Origin of the sequence: Bradyrhizobium huanghuaihaiense, assembly GCF_025200885.1 — a bacterium.
Classification (GTDB): domain Bacteria; phylum Pseudomonadota; class Alphaproteobacteria; order Rhizobiales; family Xanthobacteraceae; genus Bradyrhizobium; species Bradyrhizobium huanghuaihaiense.
In genome coordinates, this window is sequence record NZ_CP104172.1 from 7,804,360 (window position 1) to 7,826,568 (window position 22,209).

The following is a 22,209-nucleotide window of genomic DNA, read 5'->3' on the forward strand; positions in this document are numbered from 1 at the left end:
CCAATACTGAATGCCGATCCGCTCCCGGGCCAGAAGTCGGATTCGATCGCATGCGCGCGTATTTATCGGTGGTACTTACTTCGACCGTGCACACAGCCTCGCTATAGGGGGCATGGCGGTTCCGGCCCAGCAAATCATCGGCACTCAACATGCCAATTGGGATGCGCTGCGCATCGGGCTTAAAGCCGAGACTATGCTGTTTGAGGACTGGCGCGTGAGCGCAGATGTTGCTTACCTGCCTGGACCGACTTCACCGGTTGCGATAACCATCTCCTCCGTCCTGAAACAACTTTCTACGATCAGCGCAGGCAAGGTGGGGGAGGAACGCTGTCGTACCTCCTCGGCAGAAATATCAGTATCGGCGTCGGCGCTCGGTACTGGGCAATGTGGACCAAGAACGACAGCGATTTCATATTCAACTGCAGCGGCTGCAGCGGCCGAGCCACGTTCATTCAGATCCCTGCACTCGCGAAGTACAGCATGGAGCGATGGGGTACCTTCTTAGAGGCGTCCTACAAGTTTCAGTGAATTGGTCTGCAAGCGCATAAGTCTTATAGCTAACCTAATCGATGCACGATGAAAGCCTGCAACGCGTAGGCTGCGCGGCGCCGCAGCCCCCGGGCGAACCGCCCACGGAGGGCCGTTGCCGAGTTTCGAGCAGCCTTCATGCCTTCTTTTTGTGGAAAGATGAGTCCGGATGAGTCTCAGCAGCCAATTCAGAAGCAGAGATGCTTCGTACCTTTGTAGCGCCGCAATCATCCTCTTTTCGTCTTCGCCCGCATTGGCAGCCGATGTACGGCGGGCCAGTATGCCAATAACGGACTGCGCGACAGTGAAGAACAAAAAGCAACGCTTGCTGTGCGTCGATAAAGCGGCCGCAGCCCTAAAGACAACTCGCCTTCTTAGGAAATTGGGGACAGCTCATCTTAAAGAGATCTTTGCCAACCCCGGCCAGACCGCTTCCGAAATCCATGATCCAGATCACCTTGATGTCGCCCCTGGAACGTTCATTGAGAGGCTTGTCGAGATCCGAAACGTGAGGTGCCTCTACTCGACTGATGGCTACCGCTGCATTGCACATCGGCTCGGAATGGCTCCTGTTGTTCGCCCAGGCTGTCGAACCAGCGGCAGAACAAGAAAGGCTGAAAACCGGCTGCGCCCTGCTCGACAGTCTCCTGTCTGCCGCCTGCAAAAGGAATATTCGGATAGTCACGACTCACTACAGGGGAGATTTCTGGCGCGATTTTGCAAAGAGCCTTATCCTAAAGGTGAATATTAGCGGCGTCGCCACCGAAGCGATAGCTGAAAGTAGGAGAGGTCCTGTTCAGGACGCTTTCCGCTTGGGGGAGCGGCTCAGTGACAGAACCAGACTTGATAAGTAGCGTCATCAATGGCTAAAGGTCGTATCCTGCGGGCTTGCCGCCCGTGATCATGACATGCCAAGCCCTAAACCCCTGCACGGCGAGCATTTCCTCCGGCGACATCATAGTCCCAGGTGTTGGCGTCCTCGATCTTGGCGGGATCTCGGCTATCGGCACTTGGCATGCTGGATCTGCGATCCATGTGCGCTTGCTGTCACACCCCGGGGCAACCAACTGGGCCAGCCTGTAGCCGCAAGAACACGGACGGCGTCCCGCTCTTGCAGGTTTCGCCCTGGATACTTTCAAAGATCTCGTTGACCGGCAGCACGGCTCGTTCCCCGATAGATCGCGCTGTTCGCACCGTGCTCTTTGACTTCGACAGATGCAAGCCGGCAACGCGGAGCAAGTCGCTCTGTCAGCAGCCACTTGCTCGCGATGCCGTAGACGTGCTCGGCAAACTTTTCGCAGCCGACAGCAGGTAGCACAACGATATCCGCGACGCCACGCCGCGCCGCTTCGTGGAACCATTCAAGCTCTGGATCGTCCGCAGCTACGACGGTCTTATGGTCAAACGTGTGTTCGAGGATCGCTTTCAGCTCTTTGAGGCCACCAAAATCAACGACCCAATTCTTGTCGTCTAGAGTGTCGGCCTCGAACTCGAAGCGAAATGACAACGAGTAACCGTGCAGCAGACGACAGTGTGACAGCGCGCGCCACTGGCGAAATGTAGTGGATAGTCCGATTTCATGACCGTATGTCTTCGTCGATAGGTAGGTCACGGTTGACCCTTGATCAGTGCCATAAATTCGCTGCGCAATGTCCTGTCGTCGCGGAAAGCACCGCGCATGATGTTGGTTATCATGATGGTGCCAGTCTCGCGAACACCGCGCCAGATCATGCATTGGTGCTGCGCCCTAACGATGACGGCCAATCCCTTCGGCTGGATGCGGCGTTCCAGCTCGTCCGCCAACATAACAGCGGTCTCCTCCTGGATGTGCGGGCGCGACATGATCCAGTTGGCAACGCGCACCAGTTTGCTGATACCGATCACTTTTTCGCCGGGCACCACGCCAACCCACATGCGGCCGGTCATGGGTACGAGGTGATGCGAGCACGTCGAGCGCACGGCAATGGGACCCAACGTGTAGAGTTCGTTCAGGCCACTCGCGTTCGGGAAGCCCGTAATCTCGGGCGCGGGCTCAAAGCGGCCGGCAAAAACCTCGCGCACGTACATCCTGGCAACGCGCTTTGCGGTCGCTTTGGTGTTGTGGTCGCGGCTGGTGTCGATAACCAGGGCTTCAAGCACAGCCTGCACGTGCTGCTCGACTTCGGCTTGGATCACATCAATGTCGCCAGGCAGCAGATATTCTGCGATATTGTCGTTTGCCGCAAACGACGCGCCGGCGTCGCGCAGGCGTTCACGAATTGCTTGCGTAGAGCTCATCAGAAATCCTGTGCCGGCACTTCGCTTTTAGTTTGCGTGAACGACATGATCTGCGGTCGTCGTGAAGAACGACGGAGGGACCCGCGACGGACAACGCTTCAATTGGGGAGGTGCCTTACCGGGGCCAGTGTCTGGTATCAATTTGTGACGAACGAGAACTTTCATCTCTCCTGCGTCGTTGACCGAGAGACCACTATTGCCGAAACGGTCCTTTATCGCCTCCCTGCAATCAGCATGCCGCAAAAGTATCTGTGCGACATTTGCTTGGGGAAGAAAAATCAATGCACTGTGCCGCGCGGGCCGATCATCTGCGCCTTCGTGTCGGGATTCAGACATACACGCCGACAAGCGAACACGATTGAAGCTCCAGCAAAAGCAGCCAAATCTTACCCGCCCCGGAGCCATCAGACAGTTAATCGACCCGGTGATTGGCGTCGACCTCAAGTAGCTGACGCTTCTGGTGATCACGCTGGGCGGCTACCTGGCGGGGCGCCTTTGCGGCGAGCGCGAGATCCGGCGGAGACTGATGATGATCGAGTCCGCGGTGATGGCGGCCGGCGCACTGGCGACGTGGTTGCCTTAATCCAGCAATGGTTGGCGCCGCATGGCAAGTCAAGGGTGTTTGCCAATTCGCCCCCGCGCCGACCGCAGTTCGCGAGTTTGATGGATTTCTGCCTGCTGGCTTGGCTGACGAGCCCGTCCCGTGCCTCTGGTGTAATCGCGCGCGGCGTTCTTGCTATGGTGCCGCCTGCGATCTTCGCCGCCTCGATGGTGCGGTTTAGCTTTGTGGCGCTGGCGCTGCTCGTCCCCGCAGTGCTCGGCCCGCGCGTGCAGAGCCGCAAGGTGATTGCGGCCGTGACCGCCCTGGCGCTCTTCGCGATCGTCGGCGCGCTGGCGCTGCGCTCGCAGACCACGCGGGTATTTGTCGACCTTGCCTTTTATGCAGCCGCCGGCGCCTGGTCGACCGCCTGCGATGCGGTCGATCGCGACATCCGGATTGCGATCCGCGGCCGGATCTTTCCGATGCTATGCGTCTCTTGCTGGCGGCAGGTCCGTCTGGAATCAGCCTCGATGGCTTTGAGGCGACGGGCTGCATCGAGAGCATCGGCGTGCATAACGTCTTCCTGCGGGCGGCGCTCGAGTTCGGCTGGCTCGCCGGGCTCGCGCTCGTGGCGCTCGTCATTGGAGGCTGGCGCGTAGTCCGCGAGCTCGCGCCGATCGCGCCCGAATACTGCTTCGTTGCCGCCGCCCTGGTCTACGTAGCGACAGTTTCGCTGATGCATGGGCGCATCAGCCGCGAGCTTGTGCTGTTCTTGCTGCTCGGCTATGCCTCGAGATTGTGGAGCGAGGGGCGAGAGGTCGCGGCCAAACTAATGGTGCGGATCGCCGGAGGTGGAGGCGAGCAAGTCCCTCCTGGTCGGCGGGCGCAACACCGGTGTCGACGACTGGCCTCCCGCGGGTGATGATCCCACCCGCCAGCCCGCCCACGGCGCTTGCCTTCTCCAGTTTCCTTCGCAGGACTCAATCGAGCAGCGTCCGGGCGAGATTGAGATCGACTTGGATTCGCCAAGATGAGTCTTCGTCACAGCGCCAGCGATCGCCGGAGATCGTCGTGCTCAAAGGCGGTGACCGTACGGTTGATCTCGCCCGACCGCGCCCCGACTGCCTTGGCGATGTTGCGACTCTCGCCACTTGTTGCGCCACCCTCCCTGGCCAGGACACCTTTAGCCTAAAGAACGCGTCTCAAGTCGTCGTGAAATGCGCGAATAGGGAGTTACCGTCTCGATCCCATCGCTGCCGACGACCGAGAGGATCCTGTTATCGGCTGTCGAATCCTACCCCAGCGGTACTTCTGGCCGGGGGATTCATGGCTACCATTCCAGAGAGCTGGCCTCCAAACATTGTGACTGGTAAAGGATTCAGCACCGAGGAAGGAGATCGCCAATATCTATAGACTGCGGTCACGGAGCAATTGAGCTCGGTTCCCGAGAGTCAAAATGCGGTGGAGCGCATACACCTCTGAACGGTTCCTTCTACGTACCGACATCCATCGGCTTTTTGACCTGGAATACGTGATCGTCTCATCGGATTGTCGGCTCAAGATCAGCAGCCGCTTGAAGGACCGTTTCGACAAATGAGGTTCGCGATGATCATGATCCTATCTTGGAGAGGCGAGCTTTACTTCGTGTACCCTGCGACGTGAGAGCGATCGGTTGGATCGAAATTCAGTTGTGGACGCTGATTGACAGCCGAAATCGCAGGTCATCAGGCGTTTTCACTCAACCAAGACCCGCAGCAGAGATCAGCTAATTGGAAAGTGCTCCAATCGGCTGTGGTTCGCGGTGTTCGGGATTCTCAGCTAGGCTTGTCTCTGTCTAGCAGATCACAAATGTCACGCTGACGCTCGTGGCGCAGAGTAATACCATTCCGATGCGGAGCAGACAGGAAAGAAAGATGCCGGTCATATCCACACGCCGCGCTGAAGTCACAGATGCCGGAACCGTCGCCCGCTTCGTTCATGCTCTCCAAGTCGAGCTCTTGGGCCGGATGGCCCCCGGGATCGAAATCGTCACGCGAAGCGCGACGGCAGTTCTTGCGGATGTCAGCGTCGTCGCGGTGATCGCCTGCGGAGACAACGAGCCGGCTGGCGTCATGCTTCTAAACGAATGCACTGCGATCTACGCGGGCGGCAAGTTCGGAGAAATCTCGGAGCTCTATGTTCGCCCCGACATGAGATCGCAGGGCATTGCGCCTCATCTGATCGCGGTCGCTCTGTCCGAAGGACGCGTGCGAGGATGGAAGCGGTTGGAGGTCGGAGCACCGTGGCAGCCGAAATGGAAGCGTACCCTCGACTTCTATCTGCGCAACGGCTTCGAGGAAGTCGGCCCCCGACTTTGCCGCAGGATATGAGCCGGTGGGGTCCACTTAGAATAGTCGTCCCTGGATGACCAAGAAGCTGAGTCGGATCAATCATCCAACCGGCTCCGGCGTCGGGAAGCGAATCGGCGCGCTAGCTTGGAAGAGTTCATCATCTCGTCGGTCATCGGCGGCTCCTCGAATCAGGTTGGGGTTAGCAACCCGACCCTACCGACGAATCATCGATGACCACCGCAAAGCCGCCCGCCCGCTACAGCGCTGTTTGCGAGCTACACCATCACTGGGGCCACGACCTTGGACCCTAATTGAATCAGACGTTCTTGGTCGTTGATGGATGCTGACACTAATGACGGAAGTAAGCGATTGAATGGCCAAGCCAGAGGGAGATCCTTGAGAGCGTCGTCGCCGCTTTCAGCGGGCGCCCACAACGGTTGAATGCCGGAAGGAGCTGGCGCTCGTTGGCTCTGCCGTTTCCGTGCGAACCAACCGTCAGAGTAGTAGCTTCACAATATGGAAAAGCCACAGCAGCAAAACGTCTAATAGCAAACTCCAACAAGTTGAGCCGCCTATCAAGTCTCAGCCCAATCTATGTGACTAAGTTGTCGCTGTACAATCTCGCCAAATTGTAAGGCTCCCTGCGCCATGTCGTGTTCACGACATGGCGACAGCGGCCTTTCGACAGGATAGGCGTTGGTTCTGCTTTATATCCAGGTGGCGCACGCCCTTGCGCATCCCATGGCAAATGGCCCAGCCTTTGCTTCATTGCAATTCGGACGGCGAGCGCCTGCCAAGCCTTGTTCTGCTCCGCCACAGTCGATGCATATGTATGGAACGAAAGGCGTTACCATGAGCGATCGGAGTTCGGTCACCGCCAACACGAAGGAGATCGCCGCACGTGCCTTCCCGATGACACGGACGACACTAGTCGAAGAGAGAACGAGGGATAGCACTACTCCTAACCAATACGGTTCTCACGACGGCGGCGTTCTTGCTCAGGCCAGGTGGGATCGACCAGCCATCTTTTCGCTTCAGAATGGGCTCGAGGTTGTGGTGATACCGGATCATCGGACGCCCGTCGTAACTCAGATGATCTGGTACAAGGTCGGCTCCGCGGACGAGCCACCCGGAAGATCGGGGCTGGCGCATTTCCTCGAACATCTGATGTTCAAGGGCACATCCAAACATCCGCCGGGTGAATTTATCCAGGCCGTGCAGCGCGTCGGCGGCTACCAAAACGCTTTCACCGGCACCGACTATACAAGCTATTTTCAGCATGTTCCGCGCGATCAGCTCGGCAAGATGCTGGAATTTGAAGCTGATCGCATGACCAATCTTGTTCTTAAAGATGAGGACGTGCTGTCCGAGCGCGACGTCGTGCTCGAAGAATTAAATATGGGCGTCGCCAACAATCCAGGTGCGCGGCTCATCGAGCAGATGTTGGCGGCACTTTACCTTAACCACCCCTACGGTCGGCTCATTATCGGCTGGCGGCAGGAGATCGAAAAGCTTGGCCGTGAAGACGCGCTCGGCTTCTACAAGCGGTTCTATGCACCAAACAACGCTATCCTAATCATCGCCGGTGACGTAGAGGCGGACGCGCTCCGCCCGCTGGTGGAGACGAGTTTTGGCGGCATTCCCTCGCAACCACGGATCCCGGCGGAACGCTTGCGACCTCAGGAGCCGCCTCCGGCCGCGGAACGCACGGTGATACTGGCCGATCCCCGCGTCGAGCAGCCAGTGCTGCACCGCTACTATCTGGTGCCGTCGGCGTGCACTGCGGTCGCAGGCGAGAGTCCGGTGCTTGACGTGCTCGCGCAATTGATGGGCGGCGGCATCAACTCATATCTCTATCGCGCGCTGGTGATCGACAAGAAGCTCGCGAGTAGTGCCTCGGCGAGGTACGAGCCCACCGCCCTTGATTCGTCGCGACTCACAATTTCTGTTACACCAGAACCAGGCATCGAGTTCGGGCAGATTGAAAACGCCATCGACGGCGTGATTGCCGGTATTGCGCAGCATCCTGCGCGCACAGAAGATATCGAGCTGGTCAAGACGCGGCTGCTCGCTCAAGCAATCTATGTCCAGGACGATCAAGCAAAGCTTGCGGACTGGTACGGCCGCCGGCTCACGACTGGACTGACCATCGACGAGATCCGAGGCTGGCCGGACAGCATCCGCGAGGTCAGTGCCGCGCAGGTGCTCGCGGCCGCGCGCAAATGGCTCGACAAAAAGCGCTCGGTGACAGGCTATCTCGTCAAGGAACCCACCCAAAGACACGCGGAGAGGCGATAATGGCCCAGTCTTGCACACGACGTGACGTCCTCGTCGCCGGGGCGTCGACTTCAATCGCAATGCTCGCATCACCAAGTTTGCTTGCTGCCACCAGCACGCTTGCCGTGGCCAAGATCAAACACCTGGTCTCGCCTTGCGGTATAAAGGCGACGTTGGTGCAGGATGCGACTGTCCCGCTGATCGCCCTGGAATATGCCTTCGGCGGCGGCGCGACGCAGGATCCCACCGAAAAAGCCGGTGTTGGGCACATGGTGGCTAGCCTGCTCGACGAAGGCGCCGGCGATCTTGACTCCAAGACGTTTCATGAGCGGCTCGATAGCCGCGCCATTGAGTTAAGCTTTGCATCGCACCGCGACTACTTCCGCGGTAGCTTGCGCACGCTTAAGGACTGCAAGGAGGACGCCTTTGACCTTTTACGGATGGCGCTAACCTCACCACGTTTCGACCTGGCCGATGTCGAACGAATTCGTGCTGGCGTGCTTGCGAACCTTCGACATGACTCGACCAATCCGGCGTCGCTCGCAAATCGCAAATTCTTCGAGGTGGCCTTCAAGGATCATCCTTATGCTCGGCACGCCGAAGGCACCCTCGAGAGCGTGCCGACGATCGACGTAGCAGATCTCAAGGGCTATCTCAGAAGCGTACTCGCAAAAGACACACTCAAGATCGCAGTGGTCGGCGACATCGATCCAGAGGTTCTCTGCAAATGGCTCGACATGACTTTTGGGGGCCTGCCGGCCAGCTCGAACTCGACGCCCGTTGCAGACGTGGTCGCAGCAAAGCCGCCGCAGCGCATCTTCATTCCGCTCGATGTACCTCAGACGTTTGTGATATTCGGCGGTCCCGGCGTCCGGCGCACCGAACCGGATTTCATGGCAGCCTGTGTCGTCAACCACGTCCTTGGCGGCGGCGGTTTGACCTCGCGGCTCTTCCGCGAAGTCCGCGAGAAGCGCGGGTTGGCCTATTCCGTCAGCGAGCGGCTGGTCTGGATGGATCATTCAGCCGTGTTCGTCGGCAATAGCGGCACGCGGGCTGACCGCGCCGGCGGGACAGTCGAAGAGATCGAGAGGCAGGTCCGCCAACTTGCCGAGAAAGGACCGACCCAGCAGGAACTTGATGATGCAAAGTCTTACCTAAAGGGCTCGCAGATACTAGCTCTCAATACAACATCGAAGCTTGCGCGAACGCTGTTGCAGCATCAGCTTGACAAGCTGCCGATCGACTATCTCGAAAAACACGACGCCGTCGTCGATGCGGTAACGTTGGAGGATGCCAAGAGAGCAGCGGCGCGCCTGTGGGGCGGCGGCTTGCTCACCGTTCTCGTCGGTCGTTCCCCAGTGCCATGACTACATCCCGGTCAGGGGCCGAATTGGACGTCAGACCACAATACGCAGGAAACCCAATTGTCTTGTAGATAGTGGACCTCCACGCCCAAAGCGAGGACCGGCAGGGTGTGCTAGGGCAAAAGTGCTTCTCACATCGATAGAATGCGCGGCTGTGCAGTGCGTGAGGGTGAGCCGCTAAGGAAAAGGGAAGATGTTCAGACGACAAGTGACGCCACTAAGGGCTAATCCCTTAGCGCACCTGCAAGGTGGAAAAACGGAAACCGACAGCGCAGCGCCTCGCCGTTGTTTTGCGACGCGTGCGTTTGATTACATCAACCCGACGATGCGCGAATGGCTCGAAATACGGGATCGTATGGTCAGAACAGACGATGGGTGCTTTTATCTTGTCGAAAGGAGCAGGCACTAGCCCTAGTGACGGGAAGGCCGTAACGCCTTACAGTCTAGGGGACGCTGCAACCGCACACCTGTTCAGAAAGTTCGCCTCGACGTGACACCCTTCTTCAGTTTTTTGCTCGCGCACAAGCAAGCATCGTTGGCATGGAATCCTGCGCCGGTTCAAGGTGGCTCGCCGGAAAATGCAGGCACTTGGTCACCAGGCACGCTTGATCCCCGCGCAATTCGTGAAGCCCCAGGTGAAGCCAAACGAGAACGATATCAGTGACGGCGAGGCCCGCAACACAACCGACGATTCGCTTCGTCGCCGTCAAGGAGGAGGACCAGGCCGATCTTCAAGCGCGGCATCGAGTCCGTGACCAGATGGTTGGCTCGAGGACACGCCTGATCAATCAGATGCGGGCTTTCTGCCTCGAGTAGGGTGTACCTTTGTGTCAGGGTGCCGGAATATTCAAGCTCGGGTTGCCGCGCGCTTTGAATGAAAGGAAACGATTTATCACCAGTGATGCATCGCCTCGTCGGCGATCTCTTCGCCGATCTCCGCCGCCTCGAAGAACGGATCCGCGAAAGTGACAGAGGAGATCGTATCGGTAGCCGATCGTGAGCACGTCACACGCCGGCTGATGCCGGATCCCCGGCATCGGCGCATTGGGTGCGACCGCTCTACTTGCCGCGATCGGTGATGGGCTGCAGTTTCGCAAGGCCGGCGGCCTTGCGATCAAGAGTCCCGGCGATCAAGCGTTTCGCCAAATATGCGACTCAAACCCTGGCCGCGCAATGCGCCCACTTTAGTTCGTTGTCGTTGGTTTAGCTAAAGCAACAAATTTCGAATTTTTGGATTGCTGCGGAGAACACCCTTAGTCCGCCCCGTGGGGTCGATAAACTTCGGAACGTCTGGTTGGAAGAATCCTTCCATCGGATCGTTCAAAGGCCGAAATTCGGACAACCAGATACTGCTCGGCAATAGCAGAGATTTCGCGTTTGGTGGTCTCGTCTGTTATCGAACTGTACCGAAATAACACCCGCGGCAATACCGGGAGATCAAGTTGAGCCATTGGAGAAATTCCGCCAATCCAAGTTCATGATTATTTCCTCGCGCGTTGGCGGTGACCTGCCACTGCGTATTTCCTCCAGAAGGAGTTAGAGTCCGGCCCGAAGAAGGACGGACAGATGAAGCGAGCAAGGTTCACGGAAGAGCAGATTATCGCGGTATTGAAGGAGCATGAGGCTGGGGCGAAGACAGCCGACCTGGCTCGCAAGCACGGTGTTTCCGAGGCGACGATCTACAATTGGAAGGCCAAATTCGGCGGTATGGACGTTTCCGAAGCGAAGCGGCTGAGGGCCTTGGAAGAGGAGAACGCGAAGCTGAAGAAGCTTCTGGCCGAGCAGATGCTCGATGCGGCCGCACTTCGCGAGCTCCTTTCAAAAAAATGGTAGGGCCCGCCGCCAAGCGCGCTGCGATCGCGCATCTGCAGGCCGTCATGACCTGTCGGAACGGCGGGCCTGCTCGATTGTGGGGGCGGATCGGAAGATGATCCGCTATCGCTCCAGCCGCCCGCCGGACGCAGTTCTGCGTGGCCGATTGCGCGATCTCGCCAACGAGCGGCGGCGTTTCGGCTATCGCCGGTTGTTCGTCTTGCTGCGGCGGGAGGGCGAGCCATCGGGGATCAACCGGATCTACCGGCTTTACCGCGAGGAAGGGCTCACCGTCCGCAAACGGCGGGCTCGCCGCAAGGCCGTGGGGACCCGTGCCCCGATCCTGGTCGAGGCGAGGCCGAACGCGCGCTGGTCGCTGGACTTCGTCCACGACCAGTTCGCCAATGGCCGACGCTTCCGCATCCTCAACATCGTCGACGACGTCACCAAGGAATGCCTGGGCGCCATTCCGGAGACGTCGATCTCGGGGCGGCGCGTGGCCCGCGAACTGACGGCAATCGTCCAGCGACGCGGCAAGCCAGGAATGATCGTGTCCGACCATGGCACCGAATTCACCTGCAACGCCATGCTCGCTTGGTGCAAGGACGCAGCCATCGATTGGCACTTCATTGCGCCGGGAAAGCCGATGCAGAACGGCTTCGTCGAGAGTTTCAATGGCCGGATGCGCGATGAGCTACTCAACGAGACCCTGTTCTTCGATCTCGATGACGCCCGCGCCAAGATCGCCAACTGGGTCGCCGACTACAATCTCCAGCGTCCCCACTCGTCGCTGAAATACCTGACCCCCGCGGCCTACGCCGCCCACCTCACCGCAACGGACGATCGGCTGCGCAACCCCGACCAGCTCCGCCGATCGTCCGTTGCTCCATCCGCGCCACTTGGCGTACAAAACCGCGAGACTCTAACTGCCGCTGGATGAAAATGCAGTGGCAGGTCAGCGGTGAATCAATTTGTCACGGTTCGATTCAGCTCCTCAATTCAGGTAGTTTGACGCGGCACGAGGCGGGATTCTAAATCTCTCCACCGGAAATGGGGAGTCCTGCGATGACCAGCGGAAGCATCGGCTCGCGCGCCGCGCCAACGGCGAGTGACGCGCCTCCAAAGCCTATGAACCCGTCGGAGCGGCTCGACGCGATTGACGTGCTGCGGGGCTTGGCCCTATTCGGCGTGCTCGCCATGAACATCGTGACCATATTTCGGGTCTCCATCTTCGCTTCGCTCTTGCCGAAAGCGGAGCCGGCGGGGCCGCTCGACCGAGCGGTAGCGGCCGTGCTGACGGTCGCCGTCGACTCTAAGGCGATTGCGCTGTTGTCGCTGCTGTTCGGCGTGGGCCTCGCCATCCAATTCGAGCGGCTTGCCGGCAATCCACGGCGCATGATCTTGCTCGTGCGCAGGCTGGTGGTGCTGCTGGGGATTGGCCTGGTGCATCTCTATTTGGTCTGGAGCGGTGACATTCTCGTCCATTATGCGCTGGCGGGCTTCGTGGTGCTGCCCTTCCTCGGCGGCGCGCGGTGGCTCATGGCGGGTGCAGCCCTGCTGCTCCTGGGGCTCTACGTGACCATGCCGGTGCTACCGCCGATCGTGCCGCTGCCGGATGCGGCCGAGATGGCCGCTCTTGCCGCGGACGCGACGCGTGCCTACGGCACGGGCGGATTTTTCGATGTGCTCGCGTTCCGTATCCGCGAGGTGACGGTGATTTTTCCGCTGCAGGTCATGGCCTTGCCGCCCACTGTCGCGCTGTTCCTGGTCGGCGCCTTCGCGTGGCGCAGCGGGGTCTTGCGGCGGGCTTCGGCGAGCCGGTCCCTGCTGTTCGTCGTCGCAACCTTTGGCATTGTTCTCGGCGGCGGATTGAGTCTCGCGGCAGCAGGACAGGAGCTCTTCGATTGGCCGTCGCTCGGGCGCGCGCATTTTTCGGTGGAACAGCTGGGCGCGGTCGTGTTGGCCCTCGGCTATGCGGCCGCGGTCATCGCCGCTGTGAACCTCTCGGGCGGGCAGAGGATGCTGGGCTGGGCCGCGCCGCTTGGCCGCATGGCGTTCACCAACTATCTGGCGCAATCTGTGATCTGCGGCTGGATCTTCTACGGTTATGGTCTAGGCCAATTTGGCCGCCTCGGCGTGGCCGCGACACTGGCGATCGGGATTTTCGTGTATGTCGCGCAGGTGGTGTTCAGCGCGTGGTGGCTGCGCCGGTATCGGTTCGGTCCTATCGAGTGGCTCTGGCGCTCGTGCATGTATGGGGCACCGCAGTCGATGCGGGCAACGGTCAATTTAGCTGTTACGCGCGCGACGATAGCAGTTTGATGCAGGCCCCAGATACCTAAGCTGCGTTCTGCTTCAAGCGGAAGCCGCCCAAGCTGGTACGGCTGGCTTTGCTCCGTGGCTGAACTTAGGTTATGTCGCCACGTGTCTGCTTTGTTCAGGTCAGCCACCTTCGGAAAAGCGGGCTTTGACCACTCTAAAGCCGTCCTGCAAAGTGAACCGCGTCCTTTCGGTGACCGCCGCGGGCTCCCACCTCTTCGTTTTGATGGAGGCGAGAGCAGCGCGCTGGACGAGGTCGTGCAAGTCCGGCGTGGGTGAATCTCGTCGGTAAGATCAATCGTCGGCTCGCACGTGGCAAGCAGCGGCGCCACCGATCGGCTCACCCGGCAATCGCGACAGATAATAATATTCGATCTGGTTCGTCTGCGCGTTAAACAGATTAGATCGAGCCGCAGGCGCTGGCGGCCGGAGGCGGCGGTCAGAGAGATTCGCCAGCTGCCACCGGTGGTCAGGGTGCCTGGTTCGTCAAGGCCCCCGAATTCGGCAAATCCCGGCGCGACCATGAACGAGCCAAAATCGAGGACGGCTAATGCCGTCTCGGCTCCGCAAGGGATGAAGTAATTCCTCTGTCGCCTGCCAGTCTGCCGCTCGTCCTCCAACTACTTCGCCTTGTGAGGCCGCGTCGACGCTGCTGGGGATGGCTGACACAACTAAGGACCCCAACGGTTGCGTCTGCCTCATTCGTCAGGGAGCCGAAAAAGGACCACACGCGGGGCTTCCCCGCGTTGAAATCGGGGCGATGGCAGAAGAACCAGGACAGCCTCTGACAAGGAACTAAGGCCGCCTCCAAGGGCGGCCTTAATTGTCTCTGGACCATCCTTGCCCGCTTAGTCGCGGCCCTGATGGTGGTGGTGTTCATGGTGCTCGTGCCGGACGCCTAAGCCTCCGGAGCGGGCAAAAAAAATGAATAACAGGAAGTTACTAGGTTCCAAACCATAAGAAATAATGGATGGTCATTGCACCGCCGCCGTTCTCATTGGGCTTCCCGCAATGGTAGTTTAGCGTGCAAAATCGTACGGTTGGCAGCCGGGGAGTGCTACCGCCTTTCCCCACAAAGTCAAATCTACGATATTTCATCCAGTCCTTCGCATGAGGCAGTTCTTGAGCCTGGGGCAAGCGCAATTCTAAACTCGTACGAAGCAATATTGGAGGAGGGTCTTGGCGACGCTAGCGTCAAAGCGACCTTTTTCGCGAAACATCAAAGGCGCGCTATTTTGGTCTCGCTATCCGTTACGGCCAGGACGCAGCGGACACGATTACGTGACGATGAGCGGCCTAGCCTAGCTAGCAGCGGATCAACTTTGCGAGCTTGCAGAGATTTTGCGCCGTTGCGGCGACGAGCAACCCTTACGAGCGCTGAAGGAGTCTTGTGGCGGATGAAGTCGCCTGAAAAGAAGCGAGGGCCTGAGAGGCCCTCGCAGTCAGGGAGGAACCGGTATGCAGAGACTTGGTCGCAGTTGTGCTACGACATTGTCGGCATGACGAATTCCGCACCAGCTCGTATTCCGGTGGGCCAGCGGCTGGTGACCGTCTTCATTCGCGTATTAAAGCGGACGCCTTCAAGGCCGTGCATGTGGTGGTCGCCGAAGATCGATGCTTTCCATCCACCGAAGGAGTGAAAGGCCATCGGCACCGGAATCGGAACGTTGATGCCGACCATCCCCACCTTGATCTGATGGGCGAATTCACGCGCGGCATCGCCATCACGCGTGAAGATGGCGGTACCATTGCCAAATTCGTGTTCATTGATCATGCGCGCGGCTGTCGCGTAGTCCGGCGATCGAACGACTGACAGCACCGGTCCGAAGATCTCTTCCTTGTAGATCTTCATGTTCGGTTTGACATAGTCGAACAGGCTTCCGCCCACGAAGAAACCATTTTCATAGCCCTGCATCCTGAACCTGCGTCCGTCGACCAGCAACTTTGCACCCTCGGCGACACCGGCATCGATATAGCTCCTTACCTTCTCCAGGTGCTGCCTCGTGACGAGAGGCCCCATCTCCGCTTCGCGGTCGGTACCCGGCCCGACCTTCAGGCCTCGAACCTTGGGTTCGAGCGCGGAGATCAGCCTGTCCGCGGTCCCCTCGCCGACCGGCACGGCAACCGAGATCGCCATGCAGCGTTCGCCGGCGGAACCGTAGGCGGCCCCCATCAAAGCATCGACCGCCTGATCCATGTCGGCATCGGGCATCACGATCATATGGTTCTTGGCGCCTCCCAGCGCCTGGCAGCGCTTCCCGATGTTCGCGGCCGTCGAATAGATGTATTGCGCAATCGGTGTGGAGCCAACGAAGCTGATCGCCGAAATATCCGGGTGATGCAGCAGCGCATCGACAGCTTCCTTGTCGCCTTGCACCACGTTGAACACACCGTCCGGCAGGCCGGCTTCCTTCAGCCACTCCGCGATGATGAGCGAGGGCGATGGGTCGCGCTCAGATGGCTTCAGAATGAAGGCATTTCCGCAGGCGAGAGCGACCGGGAACATCCACATCGGAACCATGACCGGAAAATTGAAGGGCGTGATTCCGGCGACGACACCGAGCGGCTGGCGCGTAGAATAGCTGTCGACGCGGGTACCGACATTCTCGGTGAGTTCGCCCTTGAGGAGCTGCGGAGCGGCCGTGGCAAACTCGACCACCTCCATTCCGCGCTGAACTTCCCCGAGAGCGTCGGAGTGAACCTTGCCGTGCTCGGAGACGATCACGTCGGCAAGCTGACCTGCGCGATCCTCGAGGATCCGCAGAAAGCGATTGAGGACGCGTGCACGCCTGAGAGGCGTCGTGTCGGCCCAACCCTGTGCCGCCCTGTTCGCGGCGGATACCGCGTCCGCCACCACGGCCGCGTTGGCGGCCACAACACGGCCCGTCTGCTCGCCCGTTGCCGGGTTGAAGACCGGCGAACTGCGTTCGGTGCTACCCGGGACCTGCTTGCCATCGATGAAATGATTGATCTGCGTGACCACGAACGTCTCCTTATAGATTTTGATCAGACAAGCGCCCTCGAGTCAGGCCGCTTTCATTCCCGCCATGTACTTGCCGATCACGCGCTTGTCGGCGCCTTCGGCCGAGACCTCATGGACGATCCGGCCCGCGCTCATGACGAGGATCCTGTCGACCAAGCCAAGCAACTCGTCGAGATCCTCCGAGATGAGCAGCACTGCGGCTCCGCCGTTCCGTGCATCGAGGATCCGACGGTACGTTTCTTCGCACGCAACGAAATCAAGACCGAACGTCGGATTGGACGCGACCAGCAAGCGAACATCCTGGGTGAGCTCTCGCGCCAAAACGGCGCGTTGCACGTTGCCACCGGACAGCGCGCTCATGCTTGCGGTCAAGCCAGGCGCCTTGACACGGAATTGCGCCACCAGCCTCTCAGCCTGCTCCACGAGTGCCCCGTAGTTCATTGCGATACCGCGGCAGAGCGGCGCCCGATCGAAATTGCGCAGGGCGAGATTCTCGGCCAGCGACATGCGATCGATGCAGGCGTTCTTGAGGGGCTCTTGCGGCAAGCCATAGACGCCCAGGCGGGCGATTTCCTTTCGCGTACCGTTGAAGGACGAGCCGGAGACGGCAATCGTACCGTTGCGATCCCGCTGCCCCATCATGGCCTCGACCAACTCCAACTGCCCATTTCCGGAGACCCCGGCAATCCCGACAATCTCGCCTGCTCGCACCTCGAGCGAGAGATCCTTCACGGCCGGAAGGCCATTGTCGCCGTTCACGCAGAGGTCCCTAACGGAGAGGATAATGTCGGACCTCGGCGGTGATTTCAGCGCGTGCTGCACCATCTTGCTGACGGGCTCTCCGATCATAGCTTGCGCCAGAGCGTCGTCCGTCAAATCGGCAACGGCCCCCGTTCGCACTGACGCACCTCGACGCAGCACCGTCACGTCGTCAGCGAATCGGCGCACTTCGTGAAACTTGTGGCTGATCAGGATAGCGCTGAGTTCGCCCGTCCGTGTCAGGCTGCGAACATGGCCGAGCACTTCGTCGGCTTCTGCCGGCGTCAGCACCGACGTCGGCTCGTCGAGGACGAGTAGCTTTCGCCCCAGATAGAGTTGCTTGACGATCTCAGCCTTCTGCTTCTCGCCCGCAGAGAGCTGCGAGACGCGCACGTCAAGCGGCACGTGAAACGGAAGCTTCCTGGTGACTTCGCCCAGCCGTTTCAGCTCGCTTTGCCAGTTGATATAGGCCGGCAATTTCGCACTGCTGACGACCAGATTCTGCGCCACGGTCATCGACGGCACGAGAGTGAAATGCTGATACACCATGCCGATGCCGAGCGCATCGGCATCCTTCGGCGAGTTTAGCCGGTGCTCGCGCCCATCCACCTGGATGTGCCCCTCGTCCGGATGATAAAAGCCCACGAGGCATTTGACCAACGTGCTCTTGCCGGCGCCGTTCTCCCCGAGCAGCGCATGGACGGTGCCCGAGCGGATCAGCAGCGACACGTTGTTCAAAGCAAGATTCGCTCCGAAACGCTTCGTCATGTTCTTGAGCTCAACTTGCGGAGCAGTCATCGGACTATCCTCTGAGGATGAATTCCCGTCACACCGTCACCGGTGGAGCTTGAGCTCGCCCGGCGCATCGGCGAACGGAGCAGCCCGCGACGTCGACGCCACCATGATTGCAAGGGTCAGAACGTAGGGGGCCGCGTTGAACAGGTAGTAGTAGCCGGTCACGCCAATGCCCTGGAGCGCAGGACCGAGAGCACCCGCCCCGCCGAACAGCAGCGATGCGCCGAGGGCATTGATCGAACGCCAGCGGGCAAAGATGACGAGCGCGACGGCCATGATGCCTTGGCCACTCGACAGGCCTTCACTCCAGCTCCCCGGATACGAAAGCGACAGGAAGCTGCCGCCGATGCCCGCGAGAAAGCCGCCCGCCATGGTCGCGATGATGCGCACCCGCAATACGGGAAAACCAAGCGCGCGTGCCGCATCCTCGCTGTCTCCCACCGTGCGCAGCATCAACCCCCAGCCGGTCCTGTTCAGGAAGACGTAGACCGCAAAAGCCAATGCAATTCCGACGAAGAACAGTGCGTTGACGTCCAACGCAGCTCGCACCTGCGGAACGTTCGACCAAAATCCGAGCGCGATCGAGGGAAGCGGCGGCGCCTTGGGCTCGATCAAGGGTTTGCCCAGGAAGAACGCGAGGCCCGTACCCAGCACGATCAGGCTGATGCCGATCGCGGTGTCATTGACGCGTTTCACACTGCACAAAAGGCCATGCAGAAGCCCGAAGGCCATGCCGGCAAGTCCCGCGGAAAGCACGCCGAGCCAGGGCGATCCGGAGAGGTAGGAGATCCCGTATCCCGCCATGGCCCCGAGCATCAGCGTGCCTTCGAGCCCAAGATTGATACGGCCCGATTTCTCGGTAATCAGCTCGCCGATGCTGACGAAAATGAAGGGTGTCGACACACGGATGGCGCCACCTAGGATCGCGAGCGGCAGCGCAAGCCAGCCGATTGATGTAGCGTCCATGTCTTACCTCCGCGTCGCTTCTCGGAGTTGTTGCGCAATTGCATCCGCGACGAGGACGCAAACGAAGATCAAGCCCTGAAACACCAGCATTGTCGCATCCGGAAGTCCGAGACGCCGTTGCAGCAAACTGGCGCTCGCCTGCAGGCCACCGATCAACAGCGCGACGGCGACAATCGCAAGCGGCTGGTGCCGCGCCAGGAAGGCGACGAGGATTCCGCTATAGCCATAGCCGACGATGAGCGAGGAGTTGGCCGTCCCCTGCACGGCCGCCACCTCGATCGCGCCGGCAATGCCCGCCATGCCGCCTGCCACGACCGAGGCGCCGATGATCCAGCGATTCACGGCAAGACCGATCATCCTCGCGACCCGGGCACTTCCGCCAACCACTCGCAGCGCAAACCCCCAGCGGGTGTAGCCGAGCACGACATGTACGGCGATCGCCAGCAATAGACTGACGGCAAGGCCGGCGTGAACGCCTACACCTGGCAGCGTCGGCAGCATGTAGGAGGGATCGACAGGGTGGGTCGATGGCTTGTCGAGACTTGCCGGATCGCGCAACATGCCTTCGGTCAGGTGGTGGAAGACGGCGATTCCGATATAGGAGAGCAGCAGGCTCGAGATCGTTTCGTTGACGCCGCGGTATTGGCGGAGCACACCCGCCAGACCGAACCAGAGCCCTCCGATCAAGGCGCCGGCCAGCAACATCAAGAGTTGCATGGGAAGCGCGTGCGCTCCCGCGAACGGCAACGTCACAACGGCACCCGCGAGCCCGCCTAGCACCAAGGCCCCCTCGCCGCCGATAATCACCAGCCCCGCTTGCGCGGGGATCGCAACGGCGAGGCCCACGAGGACCAAAGGAGCTGCGCGTGACAAGGTATCCTGCCAGGCGAAGCTGCTACCGAAGCCGCCCTGGACGATCAGACCGAACACCGTGGCGGGGTTCTGTCCGTACAAGGCCACGAACGCCGCAAAGATGGCGGAGGCGAGCAGCACCGCCAGGACAGGCAAGGCCACACTCAGTTGAGCTGCGGTTACCAGCGGCTTCGGAGGCACGGGTTCGATTCCGGAGATCGAAGACAAGAGCGCCTCCTAGACTTGGCCGATGATGCCTTCGACGAGATAATTAATGCCGTCGAGTGCACGGTCGTTGCTGCTCTGCATGATTCCGGCTGGGATGACGACGTTGCCCTTGTTGTCCTTGAGCGGGCCGCTGTAGATCACGCGCGTACCGCCGATGAGGTCTGCCCGCGCCGTCTCGGCCGCTGCGCGCGCCTCAGGCGTAACGAGTTTTCCAAAAGGACTGTTCTTTACGAAATGATCACCAAGCCCGGCACGGAGATAGTGCTCCGGCTTCTTGCCGCCACGCACGCTGCCGGCATAGACAAGATAGGGCGTGATCCAGTTCCACTCGGCTCCGGTGAGATAGCCGTTGGGAGCCACATCGGCCTGACTCGAATGGTAGCCGCATGACATGACACCGCGCTTCTCCGCCGTCTCGACCACGACTTTCGGGCTGTCGACCTGGGCGGCGATGACGTCGGCCCCCTGGTCGACCAGCGTGTTCGTCGCCTCCGCTTCGCGGACTGGAAGAACCCAGTCGCCCGTGAAGATGACCTGCACCTGAATGGCCGGATCGACAGATCGCGCGCCGATCGCAAACGCGTTGATGCTGCGCAGAAGATTGGGCGTCGGCTTCGCCGCGACGAGGCCGAGCTTCTTGCTCTTCGTCATGTGGCCGGCGACGATTCCCGAAATGTACTGCGCCTCGAAGATGTAGGCGTAGAACGTGCCGATGTTTTCGGGCATGCCCGCCGTCCACACGCCGCCGGTGTGAGCGAAGGTGACGTCCGGATGCTTGGCTGCCATCTCCAAAACGTGCGGCTTGAAATAGCCAAAGGACGTCGCCAGGATGAGTTGAGCGCCGTCCTGACGGATCATTCCTTCCATGCTGCGCTGGGCCGCGATCGTTTCCGGAACGCGCTCCTCCTCGATCACCTTGATGCCGGGCAGCTTCTTCAGGGCCGCGGCGGCCTGCGCGTGGGACTGGTTGAAGCCGTAATCCTGCTTGGAGCCGGAGTAGAGAACTCCGACGGTGAGCGGCGTCTCCGCGCGGGCAACGGTACTCTTGAGAACGAATGGTGCGGAACCGGCAGCGGCCAGCATCTGGAGCATTGATCGACGGTCAACAGGCTTCAAACTCATGTTCCCCTCCGTTGAAGATTGCAATCAGCAAGTCACGACGAAATTCGTTCGGCAGCAGACAGCAGGCCCGGCGCACCACATGCAATGAGATCGGCTTCCAGCTCTCGCCTTTCAGCAGCGGATAGCGGCGTCACCGGCGAGCGCACGGCGCCCCCGGCAAGGCCGATCAGATCGCACCAATGCTTGACCGCCGCGTTCGGCATGTGACCGCGCTTCAGCGGGTCCATGATCCACTTATTGAAGATGATCCGCTGTGGCGCGAGTGAAGCACAAATGCGGGCTGCTTCTTCCGTCCGTCCGGCCGCCAACAGAGCGACGTATTCGGCGATCGGGCGAAACTCGCCGCGTTGATAGAGGTAGGGCTCGGGGTCGGCATAGAGGATCGACTGACCCTCGGCCTGCATGTTGGCGAAGAAGTTCTCCTCCAGTGGGTCTGACACCAGCACGCCGTTTCGCGCAGCCAGGCGAAGCGCCGCGTTCTCGGCTGCGTTGCCCGTCGTCTTCAGGAGCTTCAGGTTGGGTAGCGAGCAGAGCTGCGTGAAAACGCCGGGATCCAACGGGCTGCCCGCGGCAGTTCGCGCGTTGAAGATGACGATCGGCATCTCCAAGCGGACACAGATATTGTGCAGATAGGCGAATTGCTGCGCAGGCGATCGCGGCCCGGAGGTTGGGACCATGAGCACGGCATGGCTGACGCCAAGCCGACGCGCATGCTCGCCGAGATCGATGGTTTCTTCCACCGAAGGACCCGAGATCACCACGGAAATCCCAAGGCGCCCCCCCGCCTCGTCCGCAATGACCTCGATGACACGCTTTCTCTCCTGCAGCGTGAGCGACCAGACTTCGCCGATCAGCCCGTTGCAGAAAACGCCGGCCAATCCGGTTGCGATGTAGTGGCGGACGTTCCGGCGGACGCCGGCCTCGTCGATGGCTCCGGATGCATCGAAGGGCGTGTGAATCGCCGCCCAGATTTCCGGGATGTTCCGCCCGATCGCCATGGTCGCTCCCTTGATCCGACCGGTCTATCCTATTTATCATGATAAACCGGATTTGCAT

14 protein-coding genes and 1 pseudogene are annotated in these 22,209 nt (G+C 60.2%); 7 read left to right on the forward strand and 8 right to left on the reverse strand.

What is annotated here, in order from left to right; translation table 11 throughout:
* Positions 1-1,663 precede the first annotated feature (1,663 nt).
* The gene (locus N2603_RS36870) at positions 1,664-2,140 is read right to left on the reverse strand and encodes a 6-pyruvoyl trahydropterin synthase family protein (protein WP_260386009.1); all 477 of its coding nucleotides are present in this window, start codon (positions 2,138-2,140) and stop codon (positions 1,664-1,666) included.
* A complete protein-coding gene (gene folE / locus N2603_RS36875) occupies positions 2,137-2,805 on the reverse strand; it encodes a GTP cyclohydrolase I (RefSeq protein WP_260386010.1) in 669 nt (222 codons plus the stop codon). The genes N2603_RS36870 and folE overlap by 4 nt, the downstream gene beginning before the upstream one ends.
* 460 nt (positions 2,806-3,265) lie before the next feature.
* On the opposite strand from folE, the gene N2603_RS36880 reads away from it, so the two are divergent.
* The 7 genes and pseudogenes from N2603_RS36880 to N2603_RS36910 all read left to right on the forward strand — a co-directional run bounded on the left by N2603_RS36880 (position 3,266) and on the right by N2603_RS36910 (position 13,451).
* Complete coding sequence (locus N2603_RS36880) at positions 3,266-3,388, forward strand: hypothetical protein (RefSeq protein WP_260386011.1); 123 nt, start codon at positions 3,266-3,268, stop codon at positions 3,386-3,388.
* Positions 3,389-3,468: 80 nt separating this feature from the next.
* On the forward strand, positions 3,469-4,005 hold the full coding sequence (locus N2603_RS36885) for a hypothetical protein (RefSeq protein WP_260386012.1): 537 nt from the start codon (positions 3,469-3,471) through the stop codon (positions 4,003-4,005).
* A gap of 1,254 nt (positions 4,006-5,259) precedes the next feature.
* Positions 5,260-5,715, forward strand: a complete 456-nt coding sequence (locus tag N2603_RS36890; protein ID WP_425249017.1) for a GNAT family N-acetyltransferase — start codon at positions 5,260-5,262, stop codon at positions 5,713-5,715.
* 873 nt (positions 5,716-6,588) lie between these two features.
* Entirely contained in the window at positions 6,589-7,974 is a 1,386-nt protein-coding gene (locus tag N2603_RS36895) for a M16 family metallopeptidase (protein WP_425249018.1), read from the forward strand.
* 59 nt (positions 7,975-8,033) lie between these two features.
* Entirely contained in the window at positions 8,034-9,320 is a 1,287-nt protein-coding gene (locus tag N2603_RS36900) for a M16 family metallopeptidase (RefSeq protein ID WP_260386014.1), read from the forward strand.
* Between the two features lie 1,563 nt (positions 9,321-10,883).
* Positions 10,884-12,069 (forward strand): annotated as a pseudogene (locus N2603_RS36905) (IS3 family transposase).
* Positions 12,070-12,194: 125 nt separating this feature from the next.
* Positions 12,195-13,451, forward strand: coding sequence for a DUF418 domain-containing protein (locus tag N2603_RS36910; RefSeq protein ID WP_260386015.1), 1,257 nt, complete (start codon positions 12,195-12,197; stop codon positions 13,449-13,451).
* A 1,480-nt stretch (positions 13,452-14,931) separates the two neighbouring features.
* Here the strand turns inward: N2603_RS36910 and N2603_RS36915 are convergent.
* The 6 genes from N2603_RS36915 to N2603_RS36940 are packed head-to-tail and all read right to left on the reverse strand — an operon-like array spanning position 14,932 to position 22,151.
* Positions 14,932-16,431, reverse strand: a complete 1,500-nt coding sequence (locus tag N2603_RS36915) for a CoA-acylating methylmalonate-semialdehyde dehydrogenase (RefSeq protein WP_260386016.1) — start codon at positions 16,429-16,431, stop codon at positions 14,932-14,934.
* Between the two features lie 42 nt (positions 16,432-16,473).
* Positions 16,474-17,988, reverse strand: a complete 1,515-nt coding sequence (locus N2603_RS36920; protein ID WP_260386017.1) for an ABC transporter ATP-binding protein — start codon at positions 17,986-17,988, stop codon at positions 16,474-16,476.
* 36 nt (positions 17,989-18,024) lie between these two features.
* Entirely contained in the window at positions 18,025-18,951 is a 927-nt protein-coding gene (locus tag N2603_RS36925) for an ABC transporter permease (protein ID WP_260386018.1), read from the reverse strand.
* A gap of 3 nt (positions 18,952-18,954) precedes the next feature.
* Positions 18,955-20,031: an ABC transporter permease gene (locus tag N2603_RS36930; protein WP_260386019.1), complete on the reverse strand. Its 1,077-nt coding sequence runs from the start codon at positions 20,029-20,031 to the stop codon at positions 18,955-18,957.
* Between the two features lie 9 nt (positions 20,032-20,040).
* Positions 20,041-21,153: a BMP family ABC transporter substrate-binding protein gene (locus tag N2603_RS36935; RefSeq protein ID WP_260386020.1), complete on the reverse strand. Its 1,113-nt coding sequence runs from the start codon at positions 21,151-21,153 to the stop codon at positions 20,041-20,043.
* A 32-nt stretch (positions 21,154-21,185) separates the two neighbouring features.
* Positions 21,186-22,151 (reverse strand): dihydrodipicolinate synthase family protein, encoded by a 966-nt coding sequence (locus tag N2603_RS36940; protein ID WP_260386021.1) that lies wholly within the window; start codon positions 22,149-22,151, stop codon positions 21,186-21,188.
* Positions 22,152-22,209 lie beyond the last annotated feature (58 nt).